16 protein-coding genes are annotated in these 18,088 nt (G+C 68.1%); 12 read left to right on the top strand and 4 right to left on the bottom strand.

Annotated elements, in window-relative coordinates; translation table 11 throughout:
- Positions 1–9: 9 nt before the first annotated feature.
- The 6 genes from AC3FJ6_RS04270 (at position 10) to AC3FJ6_RS04245 (ending at position 5,661) form a co-directional block, all read left to right on the top strand.
- Positions 10–810, top strand: coding sequence for an FAD binding domain-containing protein (locus AC3FJ6_RS04270; protein WP_488770819.1), 801 nt, complete (start codon positions 10–12; stop codon positions 808–810).
- A gap of 518 nt (positions 811–1,328) precedes the next feature.
- Positions 1,329–2,225, top strand: a complete 897-nt coding sequence (locus AC3FJ6_RS04265; RefSeq protein ID WP_488770818.1) for an AAA family ATPase — start codon at positions 1,329–1,331, stop codon at positions 2,223–2,225.
- A gap of 13 nt (positions 2,226–2,238) precedes the next feature.
- On the top strand, positions 2,239–3,462 hold the full coding sequence (locus tag AC3FJ6_RS04260) for a vWA domain-containing protein (RefSeq protein WP_488770817.1): 1,224 nt from the start codon (positions 2,239–2,241) through the stop codon (positions 3,460–3,462).
- Positions 3,453–4,037 (top strand): SRPBCC family protein, encoded by a 585-nt coding sequence (locus AC3FJ6_RS04255; RefSeq protein ID WP_488770816.1) that lies wholly within the window; start codon positions 3,453–3,455, stop codon positions 4,035–4,037. The genes AC3FJ6_RS04260 and AC3FJ6_RS04255 overlap by 10 nt, the downstream gene beginning before the upstream one ends.
- On the top strand, positions 4,010–5,059 hold the full coding sequence (locus AC3FJ6_RS04250; RefSeq protein ID WP_488770815.1) for an XdhC family protein: 1,050 nt from the start codon (positions 4,010–4,012) through the stop codon (positions 5,057–5,059). The genes AC3FJ6_RS04255 and AC3FJ6_RS04250 overlap by 28 nt, the downstream gene beginning before the upstream one ends.
- Positions 5,056–5,661, top strand: coding sequence for a nucleotidyltransferase family protein (locus tag AC3FJ6_RS04245; protein ID WP_488770814.1), 606 nt, complete (start codon positions 5,056–5,058; stop codon positions 5,659–5,661). The genes AC3FJ6_RS04250 and AC3FJ6_RS04245 overlap by 4 nt, the downstream gene beginning before the upstream one ends.
- A 178-nt stretch (positions 5,662–5,839) precedes the next feature.
- Here AC3FJ6_RS04245 and AC3FJ6_RS04240 read toward each other — a convergent pair whose 3' ends face one another.
- The 3 genes from AC3FJ6_RS04240 to otsB are packed head-to-tail and all read right to left on the bottom strand — an operon-like array spanning position 5,840 to position 9,928.
- The gene (locus tag AC3FJ6_RS04240) at positions 5,840–7,234 is read right to left on the bottom strand and encodes an alpha,alpha-trehalose-phosphate synthase (UDP-forming) (protein WP_400392957.1); all 1,395 of its coding nucleotides are present in this window, start codon (positions 7,232–7,234) and stop codon (positions 5,840–5,842) included.
- A gap of 31 nt (positions 7,235–7,265) precedes the next feature.
- Positions 7,266–9,131 (bottom strand): glycoside hydrolase family 15 protein, encoded by a 1,866-nt coding sequence (locus AC3FJ6_RS04235; RefSeq protein WP_488770813.1) that lies wholly within the window; start codon positions 9,129–9,131, stop codon positions 7,266–7,268.
- Positions 9,128–9,928, bottom strand: coding sequence for a trehalose-phosphatase (otsB, locus tag AC3FJ6_RS04230; RefSeq protein ID WP_488770812.1), 801 nt, complete (start codon positions 9,926–9,928; stop codon positions 9,128–9,130). The genes AC3FJ6_RS04235 and otsB overlap by 4 nt, the downstream gene beginning before the upstream one ends.
- A 188-nt stretch (positions 9,929–10,116) precedes the next feature.
- On the opposite strand from otsB, the gene ilvA reads away from it, so the two are divergent.
- Together ilvA and queF are read left to right on the top strand one after the other, a co-directional pair.
- Positions 10,117–11,652: a threonine ammonia-lyase, biosynthetic gene (gene ilvA / locus AC3FJ6_RS04225; RefSeq protein ID WP_488770811.1), complete on the top strand. Its 1,536-nt coding sequence runs from the start codon at positions 10,117–10,119 to the stop codon at positions 11,650–11,652.
- An 8-nt stretch (positions 11,653–11,660) separates the two neighbouring features.
- Positions 11,661–12,494, top strand: a complete 834-nt coding sequence (gene queF / locus AC3FJ6_RS04220) for an NADPH-dependent 7-cyano-7-deazaguanine reductase QueF (RefSeq protein ID WP_400392965.1) — start codon at positions 11,661–11,663, stop codon at positions 12,492–12,494.
- 33 nt (positions 12,495–12,527) lie between these two features.
- Here queF and AC3FJ6_RS04215 read toward each other — a convergent pair whose 3' ends face one another.
- On the bottom strand, positions 12,528–13,958 hold the full coding sequence (locus tag AC3FJ6_RS04215) for a carbohydrate porin (RefSeq protein ID WP_488770810.1): 1,431 nt from the start codon (positions 13,956–13,958) through the stop codon (positions 12,528–12,530).
- Positions 13,959–14,204: 246 nt separating this feature from the next.
- Between AC3FJ6_RS04215 and AC3FJ6_RS04210 the strand changes: the two genes are divergently transcribed.
- The 4 genes from AC3FJ6_RS04210 to AC3FJ6_RS04195 are packed head-to-tail and all read left to right on the top strand — an operon-like array spanning position 14,205 to position 18,081.
- Positions 14,205–14,879, top strand: a complete 675-nt coding sequence (locus AC3FJ6_RS04210; RefSeq protein WP_488770809.1) for a TetR/AcrR family transcriptional regulator — start codon at positions 14,205–14,207, stop codon at positions 14,877–14,879.
- A gap of 21 nt (positions 14,880–14,900) precedes the next feature.
- Complete coding sequence (locus AC3FJ6_RS04205; RefSeq protein ID WP_488770808.1) at positions 14,901–15,872, top strand: HlyD family secretion protein; 972 nt, start codon at positions 14,901–14,903, stop codon at positions 15,870–15,872.
- Positions 15,869–16,906, top strand: coding sequence for an ABC transporter ATP-binding protein (locus AC3FJ6_RS04200; protein WP_488770807.1), 1,038 nt, complete (start codon positions 15,869–15,871; stop codon positions 16,904–16,906). Before AC3FJ6_RS04205 ends, AC3FJ6_RS04200 begins: the two co-directional genes overlap by 4 nt.
- Positions 16,903–18,081, top strand: a complete 1,179-nt coding sequence (locus AC3FJ6_RS04195; RefSeq protein WP_488770806.1) for an ABC transporter permease — start codon at positions 16,903–16,905, stop codon at positions 18,079–18,081. Before AC3FJ6_RS04200 ends, AC3FJ6_RS04195 begins: the two co-directional genes overlap by 4 nt.
- Positions 18,082–18,088: the final 7 nt, after the last annotated feature.

Raw genomic sequence — 18,088 nt, 5'->3', positions numbered from 1 at the left:
GAGACGACCATGTACGCATTCCAGTATGAACGCGCCACGGACGCCGGCGCCGCCGTAGCCAGGCTCAAGGCCGATGGCGAGGCCAAGTTCCTGGCCGGCGGCCAAAGCCTGCTGGCGGCCATGAAACTGCGCCTGGCGGCCCCGTCGACACTGGTCGACGTGACACGCATACCGGGCATCGCCGACATCACGGTGCAGGGCAACGAACTGGTGGTCGGCGCCGCCGCGCGCCACGCCGACGTGGCCGCCAACGCCGAGGTCATGCGCCGCATCCCGGCGCTGGCCGCGCTGGCGTTCGGCATCGGCGACCGCCAGGTGCGCGCGATGGGCACGATCGGCGGATCGCTGGCCAACGACGATCCCGCCGCCGACTACCCGGCGGCAGTGCTCGGCCTGAACGCCACCGTCGTCACCGACCGCCGCAGCATTGCCGCCGACGACTTCTTCAAGGGCCTCTACGAGACCGCGCTGGCGCCTGACGAGCTGATCACGGCCGTACGGTTCCCCGTGCCCGATCGCGCTGCATACGTCAAGTTCCGCAACCCGGCGTCGCGCTTTGCGCTGGTGGGCGTGATGGTGTCGCGCACCGGCCAGGCCGTACGCGTGGCCGTGACCGGCGCGGCCGACAGCGTGTTCCGCGCCCCGGCGCTGGAGCAGGCGCTGACGGCCAGCTTCACCGTGGCCGCGGCACGCGCGGTGAAGGTCGATCCATCCGGCCTCAACGGCGACCTGCATGCCTCGCCCGAGTACCGCGCGCACCTGATTCCGGTGCTGACGGCCCGGGCGGTGGAGCAAGCGCTGAAGGGATAGTGTCGCCTGCGGAGTGGGTTTGCTCCCCTCTCCCGCAGGCGGGAGAGGGGCCGGGGGAGAGGGCACGGCATATCAGGCGCCACCATGCTGGACCACACCGACGGCTTCGCCCGCCGCGTTGGTTTGCTCCCCTCTCCCGCAGGCGGGAGAGGGGCCGGGGGAGAGGGCACGGCATGTCAGGCATCACCATGCTGGATCACACCGACGGCTTCGCCCGCCGCGTTGGTTTGCTCCCCTCTCCCGCAAGGCGGGAGAGGGGTCGGGGGAGAGGGCACGGCATATCAGGCGCCACCATGCTGGACCACACCGACGGCTTCGCTGGATGTGGCCGCTTGCTGTACCACCCCTCTCCCCTGCCCTCTCCCCATGAGGGGAGAGGGAGCCGAGACACTACGATCTGCGTCCACCTGGGCGTGGCTTGCGGCGGTGGCTGTTAAACAACCGTCGGCTTCGTTGAACTGGCTTCGTTGAACTGGCTTCGTTGAACTGGCTTCGTTAACCCGTTTGCTGCCGTGACAATGCTCCCGACCTCCATCGACCAGACCCTGACCCAGCTCGAAGCCCAGCAGTACTTCGCCGATCGCGAAGCCGCCACCGTGCTGTACCTGGCCCTGCGCATGCAGCGGCCGCTGTTCCTGGAGGGCGAGCCCGGCGTGGGCAAGACGGCGCTGGCGCAGGCCATGGCCGGCATGCTCGGCACGCGGCTGCTGCGGCTGCAGTGCTATGAGGGGCTCGATGCCGCCAGCGCGCTCTACGAGTGGGACTACCCACGCCAGATCATGGCGCTGCGCCTGGCCGAAGCGCGCGGCGAGCGGCCCGAGCAGCAATCGCTCTACCACGACGACTACCTGCTCAAGCGGCCGCTGCTCGAATCGCTGCTGCCGGACCCTGCCCGGCCCGATGTGCCGCGCGTGCTGCTGATCGACGAGATCGACCGCGCCGACGAGCCGTTCGAGGCGTTCCTGCTCGAAGTGCTGTCCGAGTATCAGGTATCGATCCCCGAGATCGGCGTGATCCGCGCCGAGCGCCCGCCGCTGATCGTCATCACGTCGAACCGCACCCGCGAGGTACACGACGCGCTCAAGCGCCGCTGCCTGTACCAGTGGATGGGCTACCCGGGCCGCGACCGCGAACTGCAGATCGTGGCCGCCCGCGCGCCCGAAGCCGCGGCGGCGCTGCAGCACCAGGCGGTGGACTTCATCCACCGACTGCGCGGCATCGACCTGTTCAAGGCACCCGGCATTGCCGAAGCCATCGACTGGTGCCGCGCGCTGGCCGCGCTGGGCGTGACCGAACTCGATCCGCAGTCGGTACGCGACACGCTGGGCGTGCTGCTCAAGTACCAGGACGACCTGGCGCGCGCCGATGGCCCGACCATCGCAGAACTGCTGGCCGGCGCCGCCCCGGCCGCCTGATATGCCGCCCGACATGGCGCCCCGCCCCGTCGCCTTGCCGATGCTGGCACGCAACGTCACCCATTTCACGCGGCTGCTGCGCGATGCCGGCTTTGGCCTGTCGCCCGCCCATGCCGTCGATGCGCTGGAAGCCTTGCGCCACATCGACATCGGCGCGCGCAGCGAAGTCCGTGCCGCGCTGGCCGCGCTGATGCTGTCCGGGCCCGACCAGCGGCCGCTGTTCGATGCCGCCTTCGACCTGTTCTGGCGCGATCCCGACTGGGAAGGCAAGCTGCGCGCGATGCTGCTGCCGCGCGTGGATGCCGGCGCGCCGCCGCCCAAACGCAGCAATCGCCTGGCCGATGCGCTGGCGGCGCGCCAGCCGGCCGCCGCCCAGCCCGCCCCGCCGATGCGCGAGGAACGCTTCACGGCGCCGCTGACCTTTTCCGGCCGCGAGCGGCTGGCCAGCCGCGACTTCGAAACGCTGTCGGCCGACGAATGGCGGGCGCTGCAGCATCTGGTGCGCACGCGCCGCGCCCATCTGGCACTGCAACGCACGCGCCGGCTGCGGGCCGCCGCCTGCGGCACCCATGCCGACCTGCGCGCCAGCGCGCGGCTGGCCGTGCGCCAGCATGGCGAATGGCTGCGCTGGAAATACCGCAAACAGGCCGAGCGCAAGCCGCCCGTGGTGCTGCTGCTCGACATCTCGGGCTCGATGAGCCAGTACTCGCGCGCGGTGCTGTACTTCTGCCATGCGCTGATGCAGTCCCGCGAACGCATGCACGTGTTCCTGTTCGGCACGCGGCTGACCAACGTCACCCGGGCGCTGCGCGAACGCGACCCCGACGACGCCGTGGCGCTGATCACCGAACAGGTGCGCGACTGGGCCGGCGGCACCCGCATCGGCGCCGCGCTGGCCGCCTTCAACCGGCAGTGGGCACGGCGCACGCTGAGCGGGCGCGCCACCGTGCTGTTCGTCAGCGACGGCATCGACCTGGAACACATCGACCTGCTGGAACGGGAAATGGCCCGGCTGCGGCGCTTCGCGCACCGCATCGTATGGCTCAATCCGCTGCTGCGCTACGCGGCATTCACGCCCCAGGCGCGCGGCATCCAGGCCATCCTGCCGCATGTGGACGCACTGCGCCCGGCGCACAACCTCGACAGCCTGCTGGCACTGGAAACGCTGCTGGCGGACACCGGCCGGCCACCGGACAGACCAACCGCCCCCCGACAAGGAAATCCGCCATGGAAATGAACCAGACCCAGCGCCTGCCCGTGCCGCAACAGGTGGCATGGGAGGCGCTGAACGACATCGCCCTGCTCAAGCAATGTATTCCCGGATGTGAGAGCATCGAGCCCGATGGCGAAAACGCCTACCAGCTTGCGCTGACCGCAGCCGTGGGGCCAGTCAAGGCGCGCTTCAAGGGACGCATGGCTTTGCAGGACATCCAGGCGCCGGACAGCTACACGATCCAGTTCGACGGACAGGGCGGGGCGGCTGGCTTCGGCAAGGGGTCCGCCAAGGTCACGCTGACGCCCGAAGGCGACGAGACACTGCTGACGTATGCGGTGCAGGCGCAGGTGGGTGGCAAGATCGCCCAGATCGGCTCGCGGCTGGTGGATGCCGCCGCGCGCAAGATGGCCGATGCGTTTTTCGCGCGCTTCACCGAGGCCGTGGGCGCCAGCCCCGGCGACGATGACGCGCCGGACAGTGACAACAACGACAACACCCAGAGCAACGGGGCCGCCGGGGCTGGCAACGGCGACGGCGGCGAGGAACAGACGAAGCAGCGGAAACGATCATGGACAGCGTGGATCTCGAAGTCCTGAAAAGCAGCGTGAAGTGGCAGCAGGAAGGACACGGCGTGTTGCTGGTGACGGTGGTCAGGACATGGGGCTCGTCGCCCCGGCCTGAAGGCGCGATGCTGGCGGTGCGCGACGACGGCCTGGTGGTCGGCTCGGTCTCGGGCGGATGCATCGAGGACGACATCATTTATCGCGTACACAAGGAAGGCATCCGGGCCACGCGCCCCGAAGCCATGAAGTACGGCATCAGCGCCGAGGAAGCCCATCGCTTCGGCCTGCCCTGCGGCGGCACCATCGAACTGGTAGCCGAACCGCTGGCACCCCACAGCGGCCTTGCCGAACTGCTGCAGGCAGTGGAAGGCGGCCGGCTGGTGGCGCGATCGCTGGACATGGCCACCGGCCGCGCCACGCTGGGCCACGCCTTGGCGACCGACGGCCTGGCGTTCGACGGCCAGACGCTGGTGACCATCCACGGGCCCCGCTATCGCATGCTGGTGATCGGCGCGGGCCAGCTGTCAAAGTACCTGTGCCAGATCGCCGTCGGCCTGGGCTTCCAGGTCACCGTCTGCGACCCGCGCGAGGAATACACCGAGACCTGGGACATCCCCGGCGTCACGATGGTGCGCACGATGCCCGACGACACCGTCGAGGCGATGCAGCTCGACGAACGCTGCGCGGTGATCGCGCTGACGCACGACCCGAAGCTGGACGACCTGGCGCTGATGGAGGCCCTGCGCACTCCCGCGTTCTACGTGGGCGCGCTGGGTTCGCGCCGCAACAACCAGGCGCGGCGCGAGCGGCTCAAGGAATTCGACCTGACCGATCAGCAGCTGGCCCGGCTGCACGGGCCGGTGGGCATCTATATCGGCAGCCGCACGCCGCCCGAGATCGCGATCTCGATCCTGGCCGAGGTGGTGGCCGCCAAGAACCACGTATCGCTGCCCGACATCCTCCAGGTGGAAGGCGCCAAGGCCGCCCGCGAAATCGCGGCCGGCGAGGCCGAGTGCCCGATCCTGCCCGGCGGCGTTTCCGCCGCACAGCCATGAGCAAACCCGCCCGTGCCCCGCTGACGCAGACCGACCTGCCGACCGGCATCCTGCTGGCCGCCGGCTTCGGCCGGCGTTTCGATCCCGCCGGCCTGCGCAACAAGCTGCTCGAAAAGCTGCCCGATGGCCGTACCGTGGCGTGGCGCAGTGCGCGCACGCTGGCGGCCGGTCTGCCCAACTCGATTGCCGTGGTGCGCCCCGGCATGCCGGACCTGGCCGAGGAATTGCGCCGCGGCGGCTGCAAGGTGATCGAGGCCCCCGAAGCCGAAGCCGGCATGGGCGCGGCACTGCGCGCGGGCGTGGCAGCCTGCGCCGATGCGCGCGGCTGGGTGGTGGCCCTGGCCGACATGCCCTGGCTGTCGATGGAACTGGTGCGCGCGGTGGCCCTCACGATCACATCGCGCGACACCATTGCCGCGCCGTGGCGCGACGGGCAGCGCGGCCACCCCGTGGGTTTTGGCGCGGCCTGGAAAGACGAACTGCTGAAGCTCGATGGCGACGAAGGCGCGCGCGCGCTGCTGAAGTCGCATCCGGTCACGCGCATCCTGACCGAGGACGACGGTGCGTTCCGGGATATCGACCTGCCGGGGGATCTGGTCTAGCGGGCGACGTACCGCCCGCTGCCTTCTGGCTCCCCTCTCCCATGCAATGGGAGAGGGGTTGGGGGAGAGGGCCTTGAGGTTCTGCTTGCCGATCCGTCGCATCTGGGACGGCCCGCCCTCTCCCCCGCCCCTCTCCCGCCGGCGGGAGAGGGGAGAAAACCCTCGACGTTCCGGGCCATCAGCCCCCCTCGGTCTCCATCAGCGCCCGCAGATACTCGCTGCTCCACCAGTGCACGTCCTGCTGGCGGATGCGTTCGAGCAGCTTCTGGTGCCGGGCACGGCGTTCCGACAGTGGCATGTGCAGCGCCTGCTGGATCGCCTGCGCCGTGGCGCGGGTATCGTAGGGGTTCACCAGCAGCGCCTCTTTCAGCTGCTCGGCGGCGCCGGCAAAGCGCGACAGCACCAGCACGCCCGGATCGTCGGGGTCCTGCGCGGCGATGTATTCCTTGGCCACGAGGTTCATGCCATCGCGCAACGGGGTGACCAGCGCCACGCAACTGGCGCGGCACAGGCCCGGCAAGCGGCGGCGCGACGTGGACCGATGGATGTAGCGCACCGGCATCCAGTCCAGCTCGCCGTATTCGCTGTTGATGGCGCCGGTGATGCCTTCCATCTCTCGGCGCAGGTCGGCATAGGCGTCCACCGATTCGCGCGACGGCGCGGCAATCTGGATCAGCGTGGCACTCGACCGGTTCTCGGGGTACTCGGCCAGCAGCGTCTGGTACGCCTTGAGCCGCTGCGGCAGACCCTTCGAATAGTCGAGCCGGTCGATACCGAGCAGCAGCCGGCGCCGCGCATACTGGCCGCGCATCATCTCGTAGGTTTCCACGGCCTCATGGCCGCGACCGAGTTCGGCAAATTCGTCGACATCGATGCCAATCGGGAACGCCTGCGCGCGCACGGTGCGGTGGAACGCGCGGAAGCGGTATTCGCCCATCGGCTCCGCGCCGGCCTCGCCCTGCACGTAGCGCGAGAAATGGTCCAGGTCCGCCTGGCTCTGGAAGCCGAGCAGGTCGTAGGCGAACAGCGCGCGCATCAGCCATTCGTGCTGCGGGATGGCGGCCAGGATCAGCGGCGGCGGCAGCGGCACGTGCAGGAAGAACCCGATGCGCTGGCCGCAGCCGATGGCGCGCAGCTCGGCCGCCAGCGGGATCAGGTGGTAGTCGTGGATCCAGATCACGTCGTCGGGCTTCAGCATGGGCGCCAGCTTGCGCGCGAACAGCTGGTTCACGCGGCGGTAGGCGTTGAGATTACCGCCGGCGTCGAAGTCCGCCAGGTCCACGCGGTAGTGCAGCACCGGCCACAGCACGCCGTTGCTGTAGCCGAGGTAGTACGCGTCATGATCTTCGCGGCACAGGTCCACGGTGGCCAGCGTCACGTTGCCCGCCTGCACCTGGTGCACCTCGCCTTCGCCGGGCGTGCCGCCCTGCGCGGTTTCCAGCACCTTGCCGCTCCAGCCGAACCAGAGGCCGCCCGTCTTGTTGAGCGCCTCGGAAAGCGCCACGGCCAGGCCGCCCGCCGCATGGTTGCGGGGGTCCGCGACCCGGTTCGATACCGCTACTAGTCTGCCCATATATCGTTTCTTGTTGTTGCCAATCCTTTCTTCAGATCACGGTGTCCCAGGGTGCCGACAACCGCATGGCACCGTTGATCAGGCCGACCATCGAATAGGTCTGCGGGAAGTTGCCCCACATCTCTCCGGTGACCGGGTGTGTGTCTTCCGACAGCAATCCCAGCGGATTGCGTGCGGCCAGCATGGCCTCGAAAATTTCGCGCGCCTCCTCGCGCCGCCCGATGCGCGCCAGCGCGTCGATGCGCCAGAAGGTGCAGATGTTGAAAGCGGTCTCGGGCTTGCCGAAATCGTCGGGTGCCTCGTAGCGCCGCATGTACGGCCCGTCGCACAGCGATTCCTCCAGCGCCTTGACCGTCGACACGAAGCGCGGGTCCTTCGGATCGATGAAATTGACTTCGGCCATCAGCAGCACGCTGGCGTCCAGCTCCTTGCCGCCGAAGCTCTCCGCGAACGCCTGGCGCTTTTCGTTCCACGATTCGTCCAGGATGCGCTGCTTCATGCGGCCGGCATGGTCGTGCCAGTAGGCAGCCCGCGCGGGCTGTTCGAGCTTCACGGCGATCTTGGCCAGGCGGTCGCACGCCACCCAGCTCATCAGCGCCGACGACGTGTGGATGCGGGCGCGCGTGCGCAGTTCCCACATGCCCGCGTCGGGGGTGCCGAACACGCGCACGGCCTGCTCGCCCACATCTTCGAGCCGCCGGAATTCGGCGGGCCCGCCGCGATAGAGCAGGCGGTGGTCGTGAAAAGCCTGCGCGGCGGCCAGCACCACGTTGCCATAGACATCGTGCTGGAAGTGCTCCTGCGCCTGGTTGCCCACGCGCACCGGCCCCATGCCGCGGTAGCCGCCCAGGTGATCGAGGATGCTTTCCGGCAGCTCGCGTTCGAGCCCGATGCCGTAGAGCGGCTGGATATGCCCGTCCTGCGACTGCATCACCACGTTGGACAGCCAGCGCAGGTAGTCTTCCATCGTGCCGACTTCGGACAGGCTGTTCAGCGCCCGCACCACGAAGAACGCGTCGCGCAGCCAGCAGAAGCGGTAGTCCCAGTTGCGGCCGCTGCCGGGCGCCTCCGGGATGCTGGTGGTCATCGCCGCCACGATCGCGCCGGTTTCCTCGTAGAGCGACATCTTCAGCGTGATGGCCGCGCGGATCACCGCGTCCTGCCATTCGCGCGGCACGGCCAGCCGGCGGCTCCACAGCCGCCAGTACGAGGTGGTTTCCTGCTCGAAGTCGCGGGCGATGTCGTCCACGCCGTGCGTGAGCGTTTCATCGGGCCCGAGGATGAAGTTGTAGCCGCGCGTGACGAGGAAGGGCGTTTTTGACAGCACATAGGCCAGCGGCGCGTCGGTGGTCAGGCGCAGCGTCATGTCGTCGCCGACAAACCGCGCGTGGCTGCTGCCGCGCGTGACCTGCGGCTGGATGCGGCCCCAGTTGAAACGCGGCGCCACCGTCACGCGCACGCGCGGCGCGCCCCGGATCGGGCGGATGCGCCGCACCAGCGTCAACGGCCGGAAGTAACGGCCCAGCCGGAAGAAGCGCGGGCAGAAATCGGTGATTTCCAGGCAGCTGCCATGCTGGTCGATCAGCCGGGTGCGCAGGACAGCCGTGTTCGGCTCGTACCACTGCGTGGCCTCCTTGAAGTCCTCGATCTCGATATTGAAGTGGCCGGCGTTCTCGCTGGTATCGAGCAACGCGTTGAAGACGGGATCGCCGTCGAAGCGCGGCATGCAGCACCAGACGATGCGGCCGCGGCCATCGACCAGCGCCGAGAACGCGCAGTTGCCGATCATGCCGAGCGACAGCGACGGATCGGCCTGGCGGCAGGAGCTGTCCGAATCCGTATTGACCGCCGGCGCCTCGGTGGCAATGGCGGGGTTCAGGTTGGCAGGGTCACTCACAACGGTTCCTCCCTTGCAGGCGATGGGGGTGAGAGGGGGTCGGCGGGTGCCTCGCGGCGCGCCATCAGATGGGTCAGCGCGTGCGCGGAACGATGCAGCCAATCGCGCAGGACGGCGGGCGCAGGCACGCTGACCGACGCCGCCGTGGCCCGCTGGCCCACCAGCAGGCCCACGCCGCCCAGTTCGCGCACCACCGTAAAACCGGCCTCGTCGGTCACGTCGTCACCGGCAAATAGCGGCATGCGGCCGGCAAATGGCGCCGAGCGCATGAACGTGGCAATCGCCCCGCCCTTGTCCACGCCGGCCGGCTTGATCTCGATGACCATCTTGCCGGGCAGCGCATCGAGCCCCACCGCATCGCGCAGCACATCGGCCACGGCGGCGCGCACCAGCGGCTCCAGCTCCGGCACCTGGCGGTAGTGGATGGCCACGGCCACCGACTTGCGCTCCAGTTGCAGGCCCGGGTGCCTCAGTACCAGCGCCTCGAGCTGCGGCAGCAGCGGGCCGATGCCCGGCGCGGGCGGCCGCACGATGCTTTCGGCGCCATGGCGGAATTCCGCGCCATGCACGCCGGCGGCCGGCAGGCGCAACGGTTGCAGGAAATAGTCGAGTTCGTCCACGGGACGGCCCGAGACGATGGCCAGCGCGCCGTCCAGGCAGGTGTGCAGCGCACGCAGCGTGCCAACCAGCTCGGGCTCCACCTGCACCAGGTCGGGGCGTGGCGCAAGGTCGGCCAGCGTCCCGTCGAAGTCCAGGAACAGCGCGGTGTTGGGTTCGATGAGAGGTAGGGGGGGCATCGCGTGAAACCGTAGCACGCCGATTTGACGAGCGTCCACCGGGCGCTGTCCTACAACAGTGGCCCTTGCGGCACCTGGGGCGCCACCACACGGTACCGGGGCCCGCATGTGCGCCATCCATTATCATTGGCGGTTTCCGCCGATTTTTCCGGCTTTTTTTGCCACGGCCAGCGTGGCGTCCGCAGACCATGACCCGCACCCCCGCCAAGCCCGACTATTTGAAGAAGATCCTGACCGCCAAGGTCTACGACGTGGCCCAGGAAACCGAACTGACCTACGCCCCCGCGCTGTCGGCGCGCACGCACAATGCGGTCTGGTTCAAGCGCGAGGACACCCAGCCGGTGTTCTCGTTCAAGTTGCGCGGGGCGTACAACAAGATGGCGTCGCTGCGCCCCGAGGATCTCAAGCGCGGCGTGATTGCCGCGTCGGCCGGCAACCATGCCCAGGGCGTGGCGCTGTCCGCCGCCCGGCTGCAGTGCAAGGCCATGATCTGCATGCCGACCACCACGCCGCAGGTGAAGATCGATGCCGTGCGCGAGCGCGGCGGCGAATGGGTGCAGATCGTGCTGCATGGCGATTCCTACAGCGACGCCTACCTGCACGCGGCCGAACTGGAAAAGAAGCACAAGCTCACCTTCATCCACCCGTTCGACGACCCCGAGGTCATCGCCGGCCAGGGCACCATCGCCATGGAGATCCTGCGCCAGCACCCGGGCCCGATCCACGCGATCTTCGTCGCCATCGGCGGCGGCGGGTTGATTTCGGGCATTGCCAGCTACGTGAAGGCCGTGCGTCCGGACATCAAGGTGATCGGCGTGCAGACGCTTGATTCCGACGCGATGAAGCGTTCGGTGGACGCCGGCAAGCGCGTGGAGCTGAAGGACGTGGGGCTGTTCTCGGACGGTACGGCCGTGAAGCTGGTCGGCAAGGAGACGTTCCGCATCACGCGCGAGCTGGTGGACGACATCATCCTGGTGGATACCGACGCGATCTGCGCCGGCCTGAAGGATGTGTTCCAGGACACGCGCAGCATCCTGGAGCCGGCCGGCGCGCTGGCCGTGGCCGGCCTGAAGGCCTACGCCGAGCGCGAGAAGCTCAAGGGCCAGCACCTGGTGGCCATCGCCTGCGGCGCCAACATGAACTTCGACCGCCTGCGCTTCGTGGCCGAGCGTGCCGAAGTGGGCGAGGCCCGCGAGGCCATCTTCGCGGTCACCATCCCCGAGGAACGCGGCAGCTTCAAACGCTTCTGCGAACAGGTCGGCACCCGCAGCGTGACCGAATTCAACTACCGGATCGCCGATACCGGCGTGGCGCATATCTTCGTGGGCGTGCAGATCGCCAGCCGGGCGGAAAGCGACAAGATCGCCGCCAACTTCCGCCGCCATGGCTTCGACACGCTGGACCTGTCCAACGACGAACTGGCCAAGCAGCACATCCGCTACATGGTGGGCGGCCATTCGCCGCTGGCGCAGGACGAACTGCTGTACCGCTTCGAATTCCCCGAGCGCCCGGGCGCGCTGATGCGGTTCCTGTCAAGCATGAGCCCGAACTGGAACATCAGCCTGTTCCACTACCGGAACCAGGGGGCGGACACGTCGAACATCCTGGTCGGCATCCAGGTGCCCCGGAACGAAAAACGCGAATTCCGCACGTTCCTTTCCACGCTCGGTTACGTACACTGGGACGAGACCGACAACCCCGTCTACAAGCTGTTCCTGTCCTGAGACCGATCATGACGCTTCCTGAGCACTCGCCGCTGGGCAAGCCCTCGGCCTACAAGACCGAATACGACCCGACGCTGCTGTTCCCGATTCCGCGCCAGCCCAAGCGCACCGAGATCGGCCTGCCCGAAGGCAAGGCCTTGCCGTTCTTCGGCGTCGATATCTGGAATGCCTACGAGGTGTCGTGGCTGAACCTGAAGGGCAAGCCGCAGGTGGCGCTGGCCACCTTCATCATTCCCGCCGATACGCCGAACATCGTCGAATCGAAATCGTTCAAGCTGTACCTGAACTCGTTCAACCAGAGCAAGCTCGCGTCGGCCGAGGCGCTGCAGCAGTTGCTGCACCACGACCTGTCCGACGCCACGGGCGGCACGGTGCAGGTGCGGCTGGTGACCGAATCGGACCTGGGCACCCAGAAGATGGGCGAACTCGACGGCCTGCTGCTGGACCGCCTGGACATCGAGACCGACGTCTACGAACCCGATCCGACGCTGCTCAAGGCCGACCAGGACGAATCGCCGGTGGAGGAATCGCTGGTGTCTCACCTGCTGAAGTCGAACTGCCTGGTGACCGGGCAGCCCGACTGGGGCAGCGTGCAGATCCGCTACGTGGGCGCACCGATCGACCAGGAAGGGCTGCTCAAGTACCTGATCTCGTTTCGCAATCACAACGAATTTCACGAGCAGTGCGTGGAGCGGATCTTTACCGACGTGATGCGCATGTGCAAGCCGGTGAAGCTGGCCGTCTACGCCCGCTATACGCGCCGTGGGGGCCTGGACATCAACCCGTTCCGCACCAACTTCAACACGCCGTGGCCGGACAACCGGCGCAACGCGCGGCAGTAAGGCCACCCGCCAGAAGCCGGCCGGGCCGGTTCGTCAGAACTCCGCGTGCGCGCGGATGCCGATGAATTTGGCCGGCCCGCGGTCGCGGTTGTAGCCCGGATTGCGCACGTACTGGAAATCCGGGCTCAGCGTCAGCGTCTTCCATACCGCCACGCTGTAGTAGATCTCGACGATCTGCTCGGGCCCGTAGCGCAGCGCGCCATCGCCCAGGAAGGCACCCAGGCCGCCGGCGGCCAGGTAGTTGCGGTGCCCCGATCCCAGCATGTTCACGGCCACGGCCAGGCCCACCTCGTCCTTGGGGCGGCCCCAGCGCGCGCCCTTCATCGTGCCGCCGGCCGATACTTGCCGGCCGATTTCGGTAAAGGCATAGGTCTCGGTCTTGTCGTCGGACCAGTTGGCACGCAGGAACACGCCGGCGTCGTCGGCCACTTCCTGCAGGAAGGCCAGCCCGACGCCCCACTTGCTGTGCTCGCGGCGCACATCGGCCACATCGGGCGTCACGCCGTTGGCCTGGCCGAACGCGAGGGCGTCATTGAACGCACCCATGCGCGCCTTGTTCCGCCATAGCAGCAGGCGCGCCTGGCCGGGCCGCTCCGCGATGGTGTAACGCTTTTCCAGCTCCAGCATCTGGCCATAGTGCTGGAACAGCCGGGTATCCAGCTCACGCCCGTTCGATTCGACCGGCTGCAGGAAATGGCCCACGCGGGCCGACCAGCCATCGCCGATGTATTCGAGTGCCGCACCCCAGTTATAGCCGCGCGAGTCGGCGGGATAGTCCCAGGAGCCGTGCGTCATGAACGACCAGTTCATGAACTGCGTGCGGGGATCGGACCCATACGGGTTCTGGTCGAACACGTCGATCACGCCGAAGTTGCCGGCGGTCAGCACCACGCGCTGCTTGTCCACCGTGCGGGCGAACTGGTTGAAGTCCGAGTCCAGCGTTTCATCGCCGCCGCCCAGGCCCCAGTACTGCCGGATAAAGGCGCGGGCCCGGTAGACCTTCGGGCTCGTGCTGGCCGTCTTGGCCAGTTCGCCGTTGGACAGGCCGCCCATGCCGTGCAGGTCGGAAAACGGCACGCCCTGCGCCAGCTCGGGGTTCAGGTGGAATTCGGCCCCCTTCCACAGCCGCAGGCCCAGGTCGAGGGTGGCCGTCCACGAATAGCTCTTGGCGCGGTTCGGCGTCAGGCTGTTCTCGCCCGAATAGGGCGCGCTGAACGCGGGCTTGCGCTGCCAGATATAGGTGGTCTGCCCGTGGAACGCGAACGGGCTCTCCATATCGTTGACGAGCGGCACGCTGGCGGCGGGCGCGGCGGGCGCAGTGGCGGCCGGGATGTCCGCGGGCGGCGTTTCCTGCGCGTGCGCCGCCCACGGCAACGCCGTACTCGCCACCATCCAGGCGGCAAGCTGACGGACAAAGCGCGGGCGTGGCCGCAGCACGGCGGCCAGGAAACGGAAGCACTGCATAGGAAAACCCGGGATGCGGATGCACCACCGACGGGCACCCTTCTGGACAGGCGCGAGCATAGCCAAGCCGACATGACATGTCTACCTCGTTTTGCTGCGACGCAGCATTCGCGCGACGCTTGTGTTGTCAAGCCTTGCGGTGGCGCAAAGCCGACGTTGTAACCGCCCTTGTATTAATTAATCCGAAAATTAATATGGATCGGAACCTGCCATGTTGTGGCGCTTCCGAAGTCTCTCACTGGCTCGATGCCCTCCCGCCCACCGACCGATCCCCCGCGCCGTCCCGGCCGCCCCGCTGCGCAGGCATCCGATGCCGGCCAGCGCGACCGCCTGATCGATGCCGCCGTCACGCTGTTCGCCCGCCATGGCGTGGCGGCCACCTCGACCAAGGCCATCGCCGCGGAAGCCGGCGTGACGCCGGCCCTGGTGCATTACTACTTTGGCGACCGCGACACGCTGCTTGACGCGATCTTCGAGGAACGGCTCCAACCGCTGATCGAACACGTGTTCGGCGCGCTGCAGGCTGGCCCGCCCGACCCCATCGCCCGCATCCAGGCGCTGGCGGAGCAACTGATCCGCACGGCATCGGCCACGCCATGGTTTCCGGGGTTGTGGATTCGCGAGATTGTCGGCACCGACGGCCAGCTGCGCGAGCGCCTGCTGCAGCGGGTGGCCCTGCAGCGCGCGCATCTGATCGCCAGCCCGCTGGCGGCCGCGCATGCGCAGGGCCAGCTGAACCCCGGCCTGGCGCCCGCGCTGGTGATGGTGTCGCTGATCGGCCTGACACTGCTGCCGCTGGCCACCACGCATATCTGGCGCGCGCTGCCCGGCGCCGCCGACATCGACACCGACACGCTGGTGCGCCACGTCACCGCCATGCTGGGTCATGGGCTGTCCGTGCCGCCCCAAGCCCCTGCCTGAACCTGGTATCCCGGAGCCCGCATGATGCTTCCCGTCCCGCACCACACCTGGCCCCTGCTGCTGGCCGCCCTGTCTTTGCCGCTGCTGGCTGCCTGCGGCAACGACAAGCCCCCCACCTGGCAGGGCTACGTCGAAGGCGAATTCGTCGCCGTGGCCTCGCCATTCGCGGGCCGGCTCGAAACGCTGTCGGTCGATCGCGGCCAGCAGGTCAGCAACGGTGCGCCGCTGTTCGTGCTGGAATCCGATGACGAGCGCGCCGCGCGCCAGCAGGCCGTCGAACAGGTGCGCGTGGCCGAGGCCCAGCTGGCCGACATCCAGACTGGCAAGCGCCCCGTGGAAGTGGCGGTCAACCAGGCGCAACTGGTGCAGGCCCAGGCGCAGGCCGGCCGCAGTGCCGCCCAGCGCAAGCGCGACGAGGCGCAGTTCGACATCGGCGGCATCTCGAAGGCGCAGCTTGACGAAAGCCGCGCCACGGCCGACGCCGATGCCGCCCGCGTGCGCGAACTGCAGCGCGATATCGACGTGGCCCGCCTGCCCGGTCGCAAGGACCAGCTGGCCGCCCAGTCGGCCCAGGTGGACGCCGCGCGCGCCGCGCTGGCCCAGGCCGAGTGGAAGCTGTCGCGCAAATCGGTCAATGCCACGGTGGCCGGAGTGGTCTACGACGTGCCGTTCCGCCCCGGCGAATGGGTGCCGGCGGGCAGTGCCGTGGTGCGCATGCTGCCGCCGGGCAACGTCAAGGTGCGCTTCTACGTGCCCGAGGCCGTGGTCGGATCGCTGAAGAACGGCCAGGCCATCACGATCCATTGCGATGGCTGTGCGGCTCCGGTGGCCGCCAAGGTCACCTATGTGTCGAACCAGGCCGAATACACGCCGCCCGTCATCTACAGCAACGACACCCGCCGCAAGCTCGTGTTCCTGATCGAGGCCAGACCCAGCGCCGCCGACGCGCCGAAGCTGCGCCCCGGCCAGCCGGTGGAGGTGACGCAATCATGAGCACCCAGTCCGGAAGCCGGCCGGAACCGGGCCAAGGCGACGGCAATGCCACCGCCAACGGCCACCGCAACGGGGAACTGGTCATCGACGTGCACGACCTGAACAAGCACTTCGGCGACAAGCACGTGGTCAACAACCTGACCATGCAGGTGGCGCGCGGCGAGATCTTCGGCTTCCTGGGCCCGAACGGCAGCGGCAAGACCACCTCCATCCGCATGATGTGCGGGCTGCTGACGCCCGATTCCGGCTCCGGCACCTGCCTGGGCTACGACATCCTCAAGCAGGCCGCCGACATCAAGCGCAATGTGGGCTACATGACGCAGCGGTTCTCGTACTGGGAAGACCTGTCGATCCGCGAGAACCTCGACTTCGTCGCCCGCGTCTACGACATGCCCAACCGCAAGGACGTGGTGGCGCGCGCGCTGGAAGACCTGGGCCTGCAATCGCGCGCCGAGCAGCTGGCCGGTTCGTTGTCCGGCGGCTGGAAGCAGCGGCTGGCGCTGGCCGCGTGCCTGCTGCACGAGCCGCAACTGCTGCTGCTCGACGAACCGACTGCCGGCGTCGATCCCAAGGCGCGCCGCGATTTCTGGGAACAGCTGCACCAGCTGGCGGCGCGCGGCATCTCGGTGCTGGTCAGCACGCACTACATGGACGAGGCCGAGCGCTGCCACAAGCTGGCCTATATCGCCTACGGCACGCTGCTGGCGCAGGGCACGTCGGACGAAGTGGTCGCCAGCCAGCACCTGAGCACGTGGAGCGTCGAGGGCGACAACCTGGCCGAGCTATCCGCGCAGTTGCAGGGCAAGCCTGGCGTGGACCAGACCGTGGCATTCGGCACCGCGCTGCATGTGACGGGCAAGGACGCCGCGCAGCTCGAACAGACGCTCCGGCAATACGCGGGCGCCCACCACCGCCTGGTGCAGACCAAGACCAGCCTCGAAGACGTGTTTATCCACATGATGGGCGGCGCACAGGACAACATGGCCGCCCCGCCGCAAAAGAAGGCCGCGCACGGGCGCAGGGAGGCATCATGAGCGCCGCGCGCCCGTCCGCCCGCAATGCTTCGCGGCCGACGCACACGTCGTTCTCGCTGCAGCGATGGTGGAGCATCGTGCTGAAGGAATTCCTGCAGCTGCGCCGCGACCGCATCACGTTCGGCATGATCGTGGCCCTGCCGATCGTGCAACTGCTGCTGTTCGGCTTTGCCATCAACAGCGATCCGCGCCACATGCCCACGGCGGTGATCGTGGCCGAGCACAGCGATTTCTCGCGCACGTTCATCGCGGCGATGGAAAACACCACGTACTTCCGGGTGGTGCGCACGATGCCCGACGAGACCGCGGGGCGCGAGGCGCTGCTGCGGGGCGACGTGCAGTTCGTGGTCAATATCCCGCACGACTTCTCGCGGCGGCTGCTGCATGGCGACCGCCCCCAGATCCTGGTGGAAGCCGATGCCACCGACCCGTCCGCCACGGGCCAGGCCATCGCGGCGCTGGCGCAGTTGCCGGACACCGTCGCGCGCATCGACCTCAAGGGCGCGCTGGCGCCGCTGGCCGGCGGCAAACCGGCCTTCGACGTCAACGTGCACCGCCTGTACAACCCCGAAGGCATCACCCAGTACAACATCGTCCCGGGGCTGATGGGCACCATCCTGACGATGACGATGGTCATGATGACGGGCCTGGCCATGACCCGCGAACGCGAGCGCGGCACGATGGAAAACCTGCTGGCCACGCCGGTGCAGCCCATCGAGGTGATCTCGGGCAAGATCGTCCCGTACATCTTCATCGGCCTGATCCAGGCCACCATCATCGTGCTGGCCGCGCACTACGTGTTCTCGGTGCCGTTCCTGGGGTCGGTGCTGGCGGTGTACCTGGCCACGCTGCTGTTCATCGCGGCCAACCTGACGGTGGGCATCACGCTGTCGTCGCTGGCCAGCAACCAGCTGCAGGCGGTGCAGCTCACGTTCTTCTACTTCCTGCCGAACATCCTGCTGTCCGGCTTCATGTTCCCGTTCGCCGGCATGCCGACATGGGCGCAGTGGATCGGCAACGTGCTGCCGATGACCTATTTCAACCGGATGGTCCGCAGCATCATGCTCAAGGGCAGCGGCTGGACCGAACTCTGGCCCAACGTCTGGCCCGTGGCGCTGTTCACGGTCATCGTCATGGGTATCGCCGTGCGCTTCTACAAGCGCACGCTGGACTGACAAGCGG

It is taken from the genome of Cupriavidus sp. 94F1 (assembly GCF_057798875.1).
The sequence above is the reverse complement of the archived record's forward strand: the minus strand, read 5'-3'. Positions and strand labels throughout refer to the sequence as shown.